Raw genomic sequence first — 15,845 nt, 5'->3', positions numbered from 1 at the left:
AAAGCCCTCTGTATTGACGCCATTAAATTGATGGCACGCCAGAAAAGGTATTCACAGCAAAGGTCATGCCGCCCGGGGGGGCAGAAACGACAAAGGCCCCAATTAAGGGGCCTTTGTGTTTTACATCAATAACTTATTAAGCGAACGGATGACGCAGAACGATGGTTTCGTTGCGGTCCGGGCCCGTCGAAATAATGTCGATCGGCGCGCCGATCAGTTCTTCAACGCGTTTGATGTAAGCACGGGCGTTGGCTGGCAGCTCTTCCAGGGTTTTGGCACCCACGGTCGACTCGGTCCAGCCTGGCACTTCTTCGTACACAGGCTGCAGGCCTACATAGCTGTCAGCGTCAGTTGGCGCAATGTCTTTACCTTCTGCATCTTTGTAGCCAACGCAGATGTTGATGGTTTCCAGACCGTCGAGTACGTCCAGCTTGGTCAGGCAGATGCCCGAGATGCTGTTCACATCGATAGCGCGACGCAGGATAACCGCGTCGAACCAGCCACAACGACGAGCACGACCGGTAGTCGCACCGAACTCGTGACCTTGCTTGGCCAGATGCGCACCGACCGCGTCGAACAGCTCAGTCGGGAACGGCCCCGAACCTACACGCGTGGTGTAAGCCTTGGTGATGCCCAGAATGTAGTCCAGGAACATAGGACCCACACCCGAACCGGTAGCAACGCCGCCAGCAGTGGTGTTAGAGCTGGTCACGTACGGGTAAGTACCGTGGTCGATGTCCAGCAACGAGCCCTGGGCGCCTTCGAACATGATGTCTTTGCCAGCGCGACGCAGGTCGTGCAGCTCGGCAGTCACGTCGAGCATCAGCGGCTTGAGCAGCTCAGCGTATTCCTTACACTCGGCCAGGGTCTTGTCGAATTCGATGGCTGGCTCTTTGTAGTAACCCACCAGCATGAAGTTGTGGTAATCCACCAGTTCACGCAGCTTGTCTTCAAAGCGCGGCATGTTGAGCAGATCGCCAACACGCAGGCCACGACGCGCAACCTTGTCTTCGTATGCCGGGCCGATACCGCGACCGGTAGTACCGATCTTCAGCTCGCCACGGGCCTTTTCACGCGCCTGGTCCAGCGCAACGTGGAACGACAGGATCAGCGGACAGGACGGGCTGATACGCAGGCGCTCGCGCACCGGTACGCCTTTCTCTTCCAGCTTGGTGATCTCGCGCAGCAGGGCATCAGGTGCAACCACCACGCCGTTGCCGATCAGGCACTGCACGCCTTCGCGCAGCACACCCGACGGGATCAGGTGCAAAACGGTTTTCTCGCCGTCGATCACCAGGGTGTGACCAGCGTTGTGGCCACCTTGGTAGCGCACTACGGCGGCAGCATGTTCGGTCAGCAGATCAACGATCTTGCCTTTGCCCTCATCACCCCATTGGGTGCCCAGGACTACGACATTCTTACCCATAACACTTGTCCTCATTCGCGCAAACTTGGTGCCGGCGGCGGCCGGCAGGAAAACTCAAGAAGCCAGTGGCGATATTTGCCAAAGCCCGTTCTGCTGAATCAATTGCCGGTCGCAGTCCGCTTCACGGGCGGCGGCCAAAGGTTGCCCAGGCAACGCCTGAACGACACGCTGACCCTCACTGCGCAACTGGCAAACCTGCTGCCAGAGTGCCGCATCCGTACTGTCAGGCATCCAGATACCGCCAGACGGTAACTTGATCTCAGCACGCCCCAGGGTCACCAGGGTTTTCAAATCGGTGGAGAAGCCGGTTGCCGGACGAGCGCGACCGAAGTCGGCGCCGATGTCGTCGTAACGACCGCCCTGGGCAATGGACTGTCCAACACCCGGAACGAACACCGCGAACACCACACCGGTGTGGTAGTGATAGCCGCGCAACTCGCCCAGGTCGAAGTACAGCGGTAATTCCGGGAAGCGCGTGGACAGTCGCTCGGCAATGGCCAGCAAATCATCCAGTGCCGCCAGAACAGGCGCTGGCGCATTGGCCAGGCGTTCACGGGCAGCATCCAGCACTTCACGACCGCCACACAGGTCGACCAGCGCTCGCAGCATGCCCGACAGATCGGCAGGCAAGCCTTCGGTCAAGGTAATGACCTCATCGATGGCCTTGCGTTGCAAGGCGTCGAACAGCTGCTGTTCCACTTCACCGGACAGACCGGCAGCGCGGGCCAGGCCACGGTAGATACCGACATGACCGAGGTCCATGTGCACATCCGGCACGTCGGCCAGTTGCAGCATAGCCAGCATCAGGCTGATGACCTCCACGTCGCTGCTCGGGCTGCCATCGCCGTACAACTCGGCACCCAGCTGAATCGGGCTGCGCGAGGACGACAAGGCGCGCGGCTGCGCATGCAGCACGCTGCCCGCATAGCACAGGCGGCTTGGGCCTTCGCGTCGCAGGGTGTGCGCATCGATGCGCGCTACCTGCGGCGTGATGTCCGCCCGAAACCCCATCTGCCGACCCGATTGCGGGTCGATAACCTTGAAGGTACGCAGATCAAGGTCCGAGCCCGCGCCGGTCAGCAGGGATTCCAGGTACTCGATATGGGGAGTCACGACAAACTCGTAACCCCAGCTCTGGAACAGATCCAACACCTGGCGGCGCGCTACTTCAATGCGCGCCGCTTCTGGTGGCAGTACTTCTTCGATGCCATCTGGCAGCAGCCAGCGGTCTACCGTTGCCATTACGCCATTCCCCTATGATCCGGGCGGCTAGCCTTGGGGCGAGCCTTGAGTGAAGCAGAAAATGCCTGGCCCATGCACACAAACTTCGCGCATGAACGACGTGGCAAAAAGCCTTGAACCGGCTTCGCCAATCACTTTCCTCGAAAAATCTTTCGAGTCATTCAACTCGGTCGCCTGCATAAAAACAGCAATCAAACATGCAGACGCAAAAAAGCCGGGAATTTCCCGGCTGCCGCATCATACACACGTTTTCCCAAAGGATCACCCCGCCAGAGGCTTTAGCCGCCCGGCGGGATGAATCAGGTCAACGGTGCATCAAGGTTTGGCTTTTTCCAGGTAACGGAAGAAGTCGCTGCTTGGGTCGAGGACCATGACGTCGGATTTGTTCGCGAAGCTTTCACGGTAGGCTCGCAGGCTACGATAGAAACCGTAGAACTCCTGATCCTGACCGTAGGCCTTGGAGTAGATCGCAGCAGCCTGGGCATCACCGTCACCGCGAACCTCTTCAGATTCACGATAGGCTTCAGCCAGCAACACGCGGCGTTGACGATCGGCGTCGGCACGAATGCCTTCTGCCAGCTCGTTACCCTTGGCGCGGTGCTCGCGAGCTTCACGCTCACGCTCGGAACTCATACGTTCGAAAACGCTGCGGTTCACTTCTTTCGGCAGATCGATAGCCTTGACCCGAACATCGACAACTTCGATGCCCAGCTCTTTTTCAGCCATCTTGTTCAGCGAAGCGGTGATGTCGGACATCAGTGCATCACGCTCACCGGAAACAACCTCGTGCAGCGTACGCTTACCGAACTGGTCACGAAGACCCGATTCCAGACGACGGGACAGACGTTCGTCGGCGATTTGCTTGAGGCCGGAAGTTGCGGTGTAGAAGCGCTCGGCATCTTTGACGCGCCACTTGGCGTAGGCATCGACCATAACGGCCTTCTTTTCCAGCGTCAGGAAGCGCTGCGTCGGTGCGTCCAGCGTCATCAGGCGTGCGTCGAATTTACGCACCTGGTTAACGTAAGGCACTTTCACATGCAGGCCCGGCTGAACATCAGCCTGGACCACGCGACCGAACTGCAGCAACACCGCACGCTCGGTCTGAGCCACGATGTAGAAGCAGTTCCAGGCAGCGATCACCACGACGACGCCGACAATAAGGGCGATCAGCGATTTATTGCTCATCAGCGACTCTCCCTGGTACGTGCTTGCTGTTGCTGCAGGTCAGCTGCCGCACGCGCATTCGCTTCATTGCTGGTGGCTGCCGCACCCGTTACCGGGGCGCTGGTAGTGCTGCGGCCACTGTCGATCATCTTGTCCAGCGGCAAGTACAGCAGATTGCTCTGGCCATTCTTGTTGCCGGTCACGAGAACCTTGCTGGTATTGCTGAAGACTTCCTGCATGGTGTCCAGGTACAGACGCTCGCGGGTGACTTCAGGTGCCTTGCGGTACTCACTCACCAGTTTGGTGAAGCGATCGGCCTCACCCTTGGCGCGCGAGACGGTTTCGTCACGGTAACCATTGGCATCCTCGAGGATGCGCTGGGCCTGACCACGGGCTTCCGGCACGACGCCGTTGGCGTAGGTTTCAGCCTGGTTGCGCGAACGCTGCTCGTCTTCACGGGCACGAATCACGTCATCGAAGGCTTCCTGCACTTCACGCGGTGCCGCTGCGCTCTGTACGTTGACCTGAGTGACGGTGATACCGGTGCGATAGGTATCCATGAAGCGTTGCAGACGCTCCTTGATTTCGCTGGCCATCAATTCACGACCTTCAGTCAGCACCTGGTCCATTGCGGTGGAACCCACCACGTGGCGCAAGGCACTTTCAGTCGCGTGTTGCAGGCTGATTTCCGGCTGATCAACGCTCAGCACGAAGTCCTGCAGGTTGCTGATCTTGTACTGCACGGTCAGCGGCACTTCGACGATGTTCTCGTCTTCAGTCAGCATTTGACCTTGCTTGGTGTACGCACGCTCACGCGTGACGTTTTCAAGATACTTGCGATCGATCGGCGGGAAATAAATGTTCAGACCCGGGCCGACGGTCTCGTAGTACTTGCCGAAGCGCAGCACCACGGCTTGCTCCTGCTCGTCTACGACATAGACCGCGCTGTACAGCCACACGGCCGCCAGCACAACGAGAACGACACCAAGAATGCCGCCGAAGCCGCCACCCTTGCCCGAACCACCGCCGTCATCACCGCGTTTCTTACCACCACCGAACAACCCATTCAGGCTTTCCTGCAGCTTTCGGAAGGCCTCGTCGAGATCTGGTGGTCCCTTGCGGTCGCCGTTATTACGACGCTTGCCACCCCAAGGATCCTGATTATTCGAGTTGCCACCCGGCTCATTCCAAGCCATAGCGCTCTCCATCTGATAAAGCAAAGACGCACCCACGGCGCGCCGACCAATGCTACAGAATGCCTGTCACTGCGGCACAACCGCTTTCTCAGGCTTTTATTGCAAAGTGTGTTCCTCGATGAACTCTGTCGGTACAACGCCTTCACGGCTAACCAGCCGGTTGAGCTCCGAGCGCGGCAATCGAACGGCCAGCAAGCTGACACCTTCTTCGTCGTGTTCTTCTTTCTGCACCGCTCCGAGTTCGAAGAACTGCGCACGCAGTCGAGCGAATCGTTGCGGCAAGCGCAAGGTACCGATGAATAACTCACTGCCCAGCAACTCGGCAATAGCTTGTTCAAGCAATTCCAGACCACTGCCATCACGCGCCGAAAGCCAGACCCGTTGAGGCTTGCCGTTTTCGTCGCGCTGGATTTGTGGCTCAACGCCTTCAAGCAAATCGAGTTTGTTATAGACCTCGAGGATCGGCAAGTCCTGGGCACCAATCTCACCCAGCACCACCATCACCTGCTCGATCTGCAACATGCGATCCGGTTCAGCCGCATCGATAACGTGCAACAGCAGATCGGAATTGCTCGACTCTTCGAGGGTAGACCGAAATGCCTCAACGAGCTTGTGGGGCAAGTGGCGAATGAAACCCACGGTGTCGGCCAGGACAATCGGCCCCAGGTCGTCCAGTTCCAGACGGCGCAAGGTCGGGTCCAGCGTGGCAAACAACTGGTCGGCCGCGTACACGTCGGATTTCGTCACGTTATTGAAGAGCGTGGACTTGCCGGCGTTGGTATACCCCACCAAAGACACGGTAGGGATATCCGCACGAGAACGGCCACGTCGCGACTGCTCTCGCTGGCTGCGCACTTTTTCCAGCCGGCCTTTGATTTGTCGCAGACGAACCCGCAGCAAGCGACGGTCGGTTTCCAACTGGGTTTCACCCGGACCACGCATGCCGATACCGCCACCTTGACGCTCAAGGTGAGTCCAGCCACGAACCAGTCGGGTGCTCATGTGGTCAAGCTGAGCCAGTTCAACCTGGAGCTTGCCTTCATGGGTACGGGCGCGCTGGGCGAAAATATCGAGAATCAGACCGGTGCGGTCAATCACGCGACACTCGAAAACACGTTCGAGGTTACGTTCCTGACTGGGCGTAAGCGTGTGATTGAAGATCACCAGATCGGCTTCTTTAGCGTGAACCAGGTCGCGCAGTTCCTCGACCTTGCCGCTACCGATGAGGAATTTGGCGGTTGGCCGATGACGCGGCACGTTAAAAAACGCAACGGTCTCGGCGCCGGCCGAATTAGCCAATTCCTGAAACTCCTGCGGATCTTCGCGCGCCTCAGGGTCCTGTCCATCCAAGTGAACGAGTATTACTCGCTCACCACCACCGTGGCGCTCAAAGAACAAAGGAGACTCCTATCAGGCGTTACCTGGCTCAGCATCACCTGCTTCGGATTCGGTTGCGCTAGGCAGACGAATTGGACGAACAGGTACCACTGTAGAGATAGCGTGTTTGTAAACCATCTGGCTAACGGTGTTTTTCAGCAGGATGACGAACTGGTCGAAAGACTCGATCGTGCCTTGCAGTTTGATACCGTTGACCAGGTAGATAGAAACCCCAACTTTCTCTTTACGTAAAGTATTCAGGTAAGGGTCTTGTAGCGAATGCCCTTTTGACATGTGCCGCACTCCTTTAAGGATTCAATATAAAAAATAGGTAAACAGATGGCTTGTGGCCGTCACACCCCCAAGGATAGACGGCAATTGCAAGGACTCAGCTCAATATGGAGATGGTCCCCAGGTATTTCAAGGCGCGCGGCAGATTGTCGCAATCCAGGCTGTCCAACCAATGTAGATCAGCCCAACTGCGCAGCCAGGTGAACTGACGCTTTGCCAACTGGCGCGTGGCAATGATTCCACGCTCCTGCATCTCGGCTTGCGTCAGCTTGCCATCCAGGTAGTCCCAGACTTGTCGATAGCCTACTGCACGTATAGACGGTAACCCGGAATGCAGGTCACTTCGCTTACGCAGGGCTACGACCTCATCAATGAATCCCTGTTCCAACATTAACGTGAATCTTTGTTTAATTCGCTCGTGCAGTACTTGGCGGTTTGCCGGAGCAATAGCCAAGTTCGCGACAGTATAGGGCAATTGTTGACGCCCCGAAGCGGCTGCTTCAGTACTTTGCGCAGATTGTTGCAAGCGTAGCGCAGTCATGCTCTGACCGCTCACCCGGTAAACTTCCAGCGCGCGACTGAGGCGCTGCGGATCGTTCGGATGAATACGCGCTGCCGATACCGGGTCGATTACCGCTAACTGATCGTGCAAGGCCTGCCAGCCGAGGCGTGCCGCCTCTTCTTCGATCTGCGCGCGAACGTCAGGATCGGCCGCTGGCATGTCCGCCAGACCTTCGACCAACGCCTTGTAATAAAGCATCGTACCGCCCACCAGCAGCGGAATTTTCCCGCGCGCGGTGATATCGGCCATGGCTTCAAGGGCATCTCGACGGAAATCCGCGGCAGAATAGCTTTCGGCCGGGTCGAGAATATCGATCAGGCGATGTGGAAATTCGGCCAGAGTCTCTTTTGAAGGCTTGGCTGTACCAATATCCATACCGCGATAAACCAATGCCGAATCGACACTGATCAGCTCGCATGGCAGGACTTTGGTCAGTTCGATGGCCAAATCGGTCTTTCCCGCTGCGGTCGGGCCCATCAGGAAAATCGCAGGAGGGAGCGGATTCATCAACGACCGCGCAAAAACAGTTTGTCCAGATCGTCCAGTCCCAGTTGGGTCCAGGTCGGTCGGCCATGGTTGCATTGACCACTGCGCTCGGTGTTTTCCATATCGCGCAACAGACCGTTCATTTCCGGCACGGCCAGACGCCGATTCGCCCGAATTGCGCCGTGACAGGCCATCGTCCCGAGCAACTCGTTCAAATGCGCCTGAATCCGGTCACTGGTCCCGTAATCCATCAGGTCCGCCAGTACAACGCTGACCAAACGGTTGGCTTCGGCCTGCTTGAGCAAGGCTGGAATCTGCCGAATGGCCAGTGTTTCCGGACCAAGGCGCTGCAGTTCGAAACCCAGGCGCTTGAACCAGTCGACATGTTCTTCGGCGCAATCGGCTTCACGCTGACTGACAGCCAGTGACTCCGGCACTAACAGCGGCTGACCACTCAAGCCTTCACTGGCCATGGCAATTTTCAGACGCTCGTACATGATCCGCTCGTGAGCGGCGTGCATGTCCACCAGTACCAGCCCTTGGGCATTCTCGGAAAGGATGTAGATGCCTTTGAGCTGCGCCAGCGCATAACCCAGCGGTGGAATATCGTCCTGCCCGGCCTGCAACGCGGCGGCATTGGCTTCTGGCAGCGGCGCGAAAAACTCACGATACGCCGCTTGGGCCTCAGCCACGGGCACGCCAGCGGACTGAGTCCGCGGCGTGTATTGATATTGGTAACCGGCTCCAGCGCCCGAGCCCGCAGGCGCATTGAACGAAGGCTGTGCCTGGGGTTGCTCCAGCAACGCATTGGCTGCCAGGCGCATTTCGCCCTGAGGACCGAATTCCCCGGCATCGATGCCGGTCGGTCGAACAATGGCCGTGGCAACGGGAGCCGCCAGATGATCTTCCGGACGCACATCGCCCAGGGCGCGGTGCAAGGTGCCGTAAAGGAAATCGTGGACCATGCGCCCGTCACGGAAGCGCACTTCATGCTTGGTCGGGTGCACGTTGACGTCGACACCCGCCGGATCGACTTCGAAAAAAAGCACGAATGTCGGGTGCCGACCATTGAACAGCACATCGCGATAGGCCTGGCGCACGGCATGCGCCACCAGCTTGTCGCGCACCGCGCGCCCGTTCACGAAGAAATACTGCAAGTCTGCCTGGCTGCGATTGAACGTCGGCAACCCGACCCAACCCCACAAATGCAGGCCATTGCGTTCGATTTCGATCGGCAGCGCCTGCTCGAGAAAACCCGAACCGCAGATCGCGGCCACGCGCCGGGCACGGGCCGCGTCATCGTGAGCCTCGTGCAAGCTGAGGATGGTCTTGCCGTTATGGCGCAGATGGAACGCTACGTCGAAGCGCGCAAGCGCCAAACGCTTGATCACTTCTTGCAGGTGATCGAATTCGGTTTTTTCAGTCTTGAGAAACTTGCGACGCGCTGGCGTGTTGAAAAACAGGTCACGCACTTCAACCGAGGTACCCACCGGGTGAGCCGCCGGCTGCACGCGAGGCGCCATATCCCGGCCTTCGGTCTCGACTTGCCAGGCCTGATCGGCTTCCTTGGTGCGGGACGTGAGGGTCAGGCGCGCCACGGAACTGATGGACGCGAGGGCCTCACCGCGAAACCCAAGGCTCATGACCTGCTCGAGATCTTCCAGGTTGCGGATCTTGCTGGTGGCGTGACGGGCAAGGGCCAAGGGCAGATCATCTGCCGAAATGCCGCTGCCATCGTCGCGCACCCGCAGCAGCTTGACGCCACCCAGCTCGACATCGACATCAATGCGTTTGGCACCTGAATCGAGGCTGTTTTCCAGCAGCTCCTTGATCACCGACGCCGGACGCTCGACCACCTCGCCTGCGGCAATCTGGTTCGCCAGCCGTGGGCTGAGCAGCTCGATGCGGGCGCCGTTCGTCACCAACTGATTCATTCTTTGGCCGCCAGCTCAGTGCCAGGAATGGTCAGGTGCTGACCTGCTTTCAAGTCATCGCTCTTCAGATTGTTGGCGCTGCGCAAGGTCGCCGGGGACACTTGGTATCGCACCGCAATCATCGCCAGCGTCTCGCCAGGGTTGACCCGATGATCCCGAGGACCTTGGGCGATCCCGCCGGAATCGCGCAGCCAGGCTATATAGGTGCCCGGTGGTGGATTCTGCTGAAAGAACTGGCGCACGCCGCTGCTGATGGAACGCGCGAGCGCTTGCTGATGGTTCGCTGCCGCGAGTTTCGAGGCTTCGTTGGCGTTGGAGATGAACCCGGTTTCCACGAGGATCGATGGGATGTCCGGAGATTTCAATACCATGAACCCGGCTTGTTCCACGCGCTGCTTGTGCAACGGCGTGACGCGCCCAATGTTGGTCAGGACCTTTTGGCCAACGTTCAGGCTGGAGGTCAGCGACGCGGTCATCGACAGGTCAAGCAACACGCCCGCCAGCATGCGGTCCTTGTCGTCGAGGCTGACGTTGCCGGCACCACCGATCAGGTCGGAACGGTTTTCGCTGTCGGCCAGCCAGCGGGCTGTCTCGGACGTGGCGCCGCGATCAGACAAGGCAAACACCGAAGCACCGAAAGCCGCTGTAGAAGGTGCGGCATCGGCGTGGATAGACACGAACAGGTCGGCGCCTTTCTTGCGCGCAATCTCGGTACGGCCACGCAGCGGGATGAAGTAGTCGCCCGTACGGGTCAGTTCGGCGCGGAAACCTTTCATGCCGTTCACCTGACGCTGCAGTTCACGTGCGATGGCGAGTACGACGTCCTTTTCACGCTGACCGCGAGAACCCGACGCACCCGGGTCTTCGCCACCGTGACCGGCATCGATCACCACAATGATGTCGCGCTTGCCCGCAGGCGCAGGCGGCAATTTCACCGGCGGATCGATCGGTGTCACCGGGACCGGAGCCACGGTAGCAACGTTGGTGGGTGCAGGGATCGGCGCGGCGGCGGCGGCGTCATCGAACAAGTCGACCACCAGGCGATTGCCGTACTGAGCGTTCGGCGCCAGCGTAAAGCTTTTCGGTGTGACGGCTTTTTTCAGGTCGATGACCACCCGCAGGTCCGTCGGCGTGCGTTGTGCCGAGCGCATGGCGGTAATGGGTGTGTTCGAAGTATTGACGTTGAGCGGCGCGCCGAGCGATGCGCCATTGATATCAATGACCAGTCGATCAGGGGCCGTCAGGGTGAAGACGCTGTGCTGGACAGGCCCGGTCAGGTCAAAGACCAACCGTGTGTTATCCGGCGCCCGCCACAGGCGCACGCTACTGACCTTCGATTCGGCCACAGCGTTGACGGTTACCGCCAAAAGCAACAATCCTACGGCAGCTACCATCGCGCGAAAGCGCATACCTGACCCCATCATTTAATTGGATTCCAATGCCAAAGCGGCACACCACAACTCGCCACGCGAGCTCTGGGACACTATTTGCAGCGAACGCCCGCTGTCTTGCGGGCTAATGGTAATGGTCAGGTCGGGCTTTGGCAAAAAGCCTGCACCTTTACGGGGCCATTCAATCAGACACAACGCATCATCTTCGAAGTAGTCACGAATGCCGAGGTACTCCAGCTCTTCGGGATCGACCAGTCTATACAGGTCGAAATGGAAGGCGCGGATGTTGCCGATCTCGTAGGGCTCGACCAGAGTGAACGTCGGACTTTTTACCGCCCCCACATGCCCCAGCCCCCGAATGATGCCCCGGGACAGCGTGGTCTTGCCCGCGCCGAGATCGCCTTCGAGAAAAATCAGACCATGCCCTTCAGTGGTTTTTGCGATACGCGCCCCAAACGCGGTCATTGCGTCTTCATCAGCCAGGTACAGGGTTACTTCAGACACGGTGCTTGCTCCTCCAACAACTGACGAATGGCTGGAATCAGATCACTGGCCGCCAGCCCACGGCCAAATTTCCCTTCTTGCGCGCCGGCATTGGCGTGTAGCCACACCCCCAGGCAGGCAGCATCGAACGCCTCCATGCCTTGCGCAAGCAATGCGCCAACCAGCCCCGCCAGCACGTCGCCCAGTCCAGCAGTGGCCATGGCCGGATGACCCTGATGACATAGCGCCAATCGCCCATCGGGACTGGCAATCAGGCTGCCGGCCCCCTTGAGCACCACTACCGCTGTGTATTTTTTGCTCAACGCATGGGCCGCCGCAGGGCGGTCCGCCTGAACCTGCGCAGTCGAGATGCCCAGCAACCGCGCCGCTTCCCCCGGATGCGGCGTGATCACACACCCCTTGGGCAAATTCACTTGTGCTTCTGCCAGCATATTCAGCGCATCAGCGTCCCAGACCTGCGGCAGCGGCGCATTGGCCGCCGCTGACAAAAGACTGCGCCCCCAGGAAGCCTGCCCTAAACCAGGCCCGACGACCAACACAGAAACCTTCTGAAGCAACCCCATCAGCTGATTGGCGGAGGAAGTCCCCAGCACCATCGCCTCTGGAATTCTGGCGAGCGCTGCTGGCACGTGCTCGCTGCGAGTGGCCACGGAGACCATGCCCGCACCGCTGCGCAACGCACTTTGCGCGCTCAACAGGATTGCCCCGCCGAAGCCATGATCACCGCCGATCAGCAGTACATGACCGAACTTACCTTTGTGCGAAGTGGGCGCTCTGGCCGCCAGACGCGGGAGATTGCCCATCGTCAGTCGTCGAGCACTGGCATCTGCCTGTTTAACCAACTGCGGATCAGCCTGCAGATCGTTGAACACTAACTCACCGACGCAATCCGCCGCGTCACCGGTGAACAACCCCAGTTTCAAACCGATGAACGTCACCGTCAGGTCGGCTCGCACCGCATCACCGAGAATGCGCCCGGTATCGGCGCACAGGCCCGAAGGGATATCCACTGCCGCCACCGGCAGACCGCAGGCATTGATCGAGGCAATCGCGCTGGCGTAGGGCTCGCGCACATCACCTGTCAGACCGGTGCCCAGCAAGGCATCCAGCACAATACCGCGCAAGGGCGAATGTGGATTCCAGGCTTCGATGGTCATTTTATCGGACACGGCTTCGGCATGAGCCAACGCCGCATCGCCCTGCAAACGCGGGGGTTCACCGACGGCCAACACCCGCACTGTCCAGCCGGCGCGCCGGGCAAGTACCGCGACCAGATAACCATCGCCCGCATTGTTGCCATGCCCGGCCAGCACGCTTAACGTGTCCGCCGTCGGCCATTGGCGGACCAGCGCACGCCAGGTCGCCCGCGCCGCCCGGTGCATCAATTCGAAGCCCGGTGTGCCTGCCGCTATCAGGCTCGCATCGAGCCCTCGCACTTGAGCGGCACTGTACAGCGCGTCGGGTAAATCATCTTTAGTGTGCGGCATGCGTCTTCAGGCTCCGATGTCTGGCAGAATTATACGCATCTCAGCTCCGGTTTCTCTCGCCTCATGCCCGCTATTACTACAGACCTGCCCGCCCTCGCCCAATCCATCAAGGACTGGGGCCGCGAGCTGGGCTTCCAGCAAGTCGGCATCAGCGGTCTGGACCTGGCTGAGCATGAGCAGCACCTGGAACGCTGGCTCGAAGCCGGCTACCACGGCGAAATGGAATACATGGGCGCCCACGGCAGCAAACGCTCGCACCCGGAAGAACTGGTGCCCGGCACGCTTCGAGTGGTTTCCCTGCGCATGGACTACCTGCCAGGCGACACCGAAATGGCCAAACGCCTGGCCCAACCGGAAAAAGCTTACGTTTCGCGTTATGCCTTGGGCCGCGATTACCACAAATTGATCCGTAAACGTGTGCAGCAACTGGCAGAAAAAATTCAGGCGGTTATCGGCCCGTTCGGTTATCGCGCCTTCGTCGACAGCGCCCCGGTGCTGGAAAAGGCCATCGCCGAAAAAGCCGGGCTCGGCTGGATCGGCAAAAACACCCTGGTATTGAATCGCAAGGCGGGCAGTTACTTCTTCCTCAGCGAATTGTTCGTCGACCTGCCCCTGCCGGAAGATCCGCCCCACGCGACCGAACATTGCGGTCGCTGCACCGCCTGCCTGGACATCTGCCCCACCAACGCCTTCGTAGGCCCATACGTACTGGACGCCCGGCGCTGCATTTCCTACCTGACCATCGAACTGAAAACCGCGATACCGGAAGATTTGCGACCGCTGATCGGCAACCGTGTGTTCGGCTGCGACGATTGCCAGATGGTCTGCCCGTGGAATCGTTTCGCCCGTCCGTCCGGGGAAAGCGACTTCAAGCCGCGGCACAATCTGGACAATGCCGAACTGGCGGAGTTGTTCATGTGGGATGAGGCTAAGTTTCTGAGCAACACCGAGGGATCACCGTTGCGTCGCGCGGGTTACGAGCGCTGGCTGCGTAATCTGGCGGTAGGGTTGGGAAATGCGCCGTCGAGCATTCCGGTGATGGAGGCGTTGAAAGCGCGCCGGGACTATCCGTCAGAGTTGGTGCAAGAACACGTCGAGTGGGCGTTGAAACAGCACGGTCTGGCATAGGACTGTTCGTCCTTGGACTGCCGGGCTGATGGACTGATGGACTGATGGACTGATGGACTGATGGACTGATGGACTGCCGGACTGATGACCTAATGACATAATGACCTGTAGGAGCTGTCGAGTGAAACGAGGCTGCGATCTTTTGATCTTGTTTTTAAAGATCCAGATCAAAAGATCGCAGCCTCGTTTCACTCGACAGCTCCTACAGGGGTCATACATAGAGTCTGAAGGCCGAGCGTCACGCTTCGTCGTTGTAAACGAACTTGGGCATTTCCCAGTGGAAACGAATAGCCAGCAAGCGCAGCAGGAATCCGCCGAACAGCGTCACCAGAATCGCCTGTTCGCCGGGCATCTGCAGATAGATGCAGAGCATGTAGCACCAGGCCGCAGCAAATGAAACGCTGGCATAGAGCTCGCGGCGGAAGATCAGCGGGATGTCGTTGCAGAAGATGTCTCGAAGGATGCCGCCAAATACCCCGGTGATCACGCCACTGACCGACGCCACCAACATGCCGTGGCCCATTTCCAGTGCCGTCATGCAGCCGATCAGGGTGAATGCGACCAGACCCACGGCATCGAGCACCAGAAACAGTGAGCGCAGGTGGCGCATCCAGCGTGCCGCGAAAACGGTGAACATCGCGGCAATGGACGTCAACACCAGGTATTCCGGATGTTTGACCCATGTGAGCGGGTAATGCCCGAGCAACACGTCGCGCACTGATCCACCGCCCAGGGCTGTCACGCAAGCGATCAGCACCACGCCAAACCAGTCCATGCCACGCCGGCCGGCAGAAAGGGCACCGGTCATGGCTTCGGCGGTAATGGCGATCAGGTAGAGCATCAGCAACATGTTGGCAGTCCTTGCAAGAAGGCGCGCAGTCTAGCCATTTAGTTGCGGCACCAAAAGAGCGCAAGAGAAAGCATCACACGCAACCTGTGGCGAGGGGATTTAGCGAAACGTCGCACCGCCCCGTTCGGCTGCGTAGCAGTCGTAAAAACCATTGCCCGCGATACGACTGATACACCGCGGTTGCCGGTTTGGGACCGCTACGCGATCCAACGGGGATAAATCCCCTCACCACAAAGGCCCTGGTGCCACCGTCAGAACTTGATGAAATGCTTGCGGTAGTGCTGCAGCTCGGCGATGGATTCGCGGATGTCATCCAGCGCCAAATGCGTGCTGCCCTTCTTGAAGCTGTCGCGCACGTCCGGCGCCCAGCGTGCGGCCAGCTCTTTGAGCGTCGACACGTCGAGGTTGCGGTAGTGGAAATAGCTTTCCAGGGATTTCATGTGGGTATAAAGAAAGCGACGGTCCTGGCAAATGCTGTTGCCGCAGATCGGCGACTTGCCCTTCGGCACCCATTTTTCCAGGAAGGCGATGGTCTCGGCTTCGGCTTCGGCCATGCTGATGCGGCTGTCACGGACCCGTTGGGTCAGCCCGGAACCGCCGTGTTGACGGGTATTCCACTCGTCCATGCCGGCCAGGATTTCATCGCTGTGGTGGATCGCGATCACCGGCCCTTCAGCCAGGGTGTTCAGATCACTGTCGGTGACGATGGTGGCCATTTCGATGATGACATCGGTATCAGGGTTCAGACCGGTCATTTCCAGGTCGATCCAGATCAGATTCTGCGGGTTTTGCATGTGTCGACTCCTA

General features: G+C 59.1%; 14 protein-coding genes. 1 reads left to right on the top strand and 13 read right to left on the bottom strand.

Annotated features, from left to right (window positions below; genetic code table 11):
* Positions 1 to 136 precede the first annotated feature (136 nt).
* The 11 genes from ACA063_RS02500 to ACA063_RS02450 form a co-directional block, all read right to left on the bottom strand.
* Positions 137 to 1,426 carry an adenylosuccinate synthase gene (locus ACA063_RS02500; RefSeq protein ID WP_162437107.1) on the bottom strand — a complete coding sequence of 430 codons (1,290 nt, stop codon included), beginning with the start codon at positions 1,424 to 1,426 and terminating at the stop codon, positions 137 to 139.
* A 54-nt stretch (positions 1,427 to 1,480) separates the two neighbouring features.
* Positions 1,481 to 2,668, bottom strand: coding sequence for an ATP phosphoribosyltransferase regulatory subunit (locus ACA063_RS02495; RefSeq protein WP_497664662.1), 1,188 nt, complete (start codon positions 2,666 to 2,668; stop codon positions 1,481 to 1,483).
* A 315-nt stretch (positions 2,669 to 2,983) separates the two neighbouring features.
* On the bottom strand, positions 2,984 to 3,853 hold the full coding sequence (gene hflC, locus ACA063_RS02490) for a protease modulator HflC (RefSeq protein ID WP_497664661.1): 870 nt from the start codon (positions 3,851 to 3,853) through the stop codon (positions 2,984 to 2,986).
* The gene (hflK, locus tag ACA063_RS02485; RefSeq protein ID WP_194691585.1) at positions 3,853 to 5,028 is read right to left on the bottom strand and encodes an FtsH protease activity modulator HflK; all 1,176 of its coding nucleotides are present in this window, start codon (positions 5,026 to 5,028) and stop codon (positions 3,853 to 3,855) included. The genes hflC and hflK overlap by 1 nt, the downstream gene beginning before the upstream one ends.
* Before the next feature lie 96 nt (positions 5,029 to 5,124).
* Positions 5,125 to 6,426, bottom strand: a complete 1,302-nt coding sequence (gene hflX, locus ACA063_RS02480) for a ribosome rescue GTPase HflX (protein ID WP_162437111.1) — start codon at positions 6,424 to 6,426, stop codon at positions 5,125 to 5,127.
* Positions 6,427 to 6,438: 12 nt separating this feature from the next.
* Entirely contained in the window at positions 6,439 to 6,699 is a 261-nt protein-coding gene (gene hfq, locus ACA063_RS02475; RefSeq protein WP_007902656.1) for an RNA chaperone Hfq, read from the bottom strand.
* A 94-nt stretch (positions 6,700 to 6,793) separates the two neighbouring features.
* On the bottom strand, positions 6,794 to 7,765 hold the full coding sequence (miaA, locus tag ACA063_RS02470; RefSeq protein ID WP_497664660.1) for a tRNA (adenosine(37)-N6)-dimethylallyltransferase MiaA: 972 nt from the start codon (positions 7,763 to 7,765) through the stop codon (positions 6,794 to 6,796).
* Positions 7,765 to 9,678 carry a DNA mismatch repair endonuclease MutL gene (gene mutL / locus ACA063_RS02465; RefSeq protein ID WP_497664659.1) on the bottom strand — a complete coding sequence of 638 codons (1,914 nt, stop codon included), beginning with the start codon at positions 9,676 to 9,678 and terminating at the stop codon, positions 7,765 to 7,767. The genes miaA and mutL overlap by 1 nt, the downstream gene beginning before the upstream one ends.
* The gene (locus ACA063_RS02460; protein ID WP_497664658.1) at positions 9,675 to 11,102 is read right to left on the bottom strand and encodes an N-acetylmuramoyl-L-alanine amidase; all 1,428 of its coding nucleotides are present in this window, start codon (positions 11,100 to 11,102) and stop codon (positions 9,675 to 9,677) included. The genes mutL and ACA063_RS02460 overlap by 4 nt, the downstream gene beginning before the upstream one ends.
* The gene (gene tsaE, locus ACA063_RS02455) at positions 11,103 to 11,573 is read right to left on the bottom strand and encodes a tRNA (adenosine(37)-N6)-threonylcarbamoyltransferase complex ATPase subunit type 1 TsaE (protein WP_497664657.1); all 471 of its coding nucleotides are present in this window, start codon (positions 11,571 to 11,573) and stop codon (positions 11,103 to 11,105) included.
* Positions 11,561 to 13,060, bottom strand: a complete 1,500-nt coding sequence (locus ACA063_RS02450) for an NAD(P)H-hydrate dehydratase (RefSeq protein WP_497664656.1) — start codon at positions 13,058 to 13,060, stop codon at positions 11,561 to 11,563. The genes tsaE and ACA063_RS02450 overlap by 13 nt, the downstream gene beginning before the upstream one ends.
* 63 nt (positions 13,061 to 13,123) lie before the next feature.
* Between ACA063_RS02450 and queG the strand changes: the two genes are divergently transcribed.
* Positions 13,124 to 14,188 (top strand): tRNA epoxyqueuosine(34) reductase QueG, encoded by a 1,065-nt coding sequence (queG, locus tag ACA063_RS02445; RefSeq protein WP_497664655.1) that lies wholly within the window; start codon positions 13,124 to 13,126, stop codon positions 14,186 to 14,188.
* Between the two features lie 238 nt (positions 14,189 to 14,426).
* Here the strand turns inward: queG and ACA063_RS02440 are convergent, their stop codons facing one another.
* Positions 14,427 to 15,038, bottom strand: a complete 612-nt coding sequence (locus tag ACA063_RS02440) for a trimeric intracellular cation channel family protein (protein ID WP_162437117.1) — start codon at positions 15,036 to 15,038, stop codon at positions 14,427 to 14,429.
* Positions 15,039 to 15,289: 251 nt separating this feature from the next.
* The gene (gene orn / locus ACA063_RS02435) at positions 15,290 to 15,832 is read right to left on the bottom strand and encodes an oligoribonuclease (RefSeq protein ID WP_007995036.1); all 543 of its coding nucleotides are present in this window, start codon (positions 15,830 to 15,832) and stop codon (positions 15,290 to 15,292) included.
* Positions 15,833 to 15,845: the final 13 nt, after the last annotated feature.

The sequence above is a fragment of the Pseudomonas sp. LBUM1643 genome, assembly GCF_059716215.1.
The sequence above is the reverse complement of the archived record's forward strand: the minus strand, read 5'-3'. Positions and strand labels throughout refer to the sequence as shown.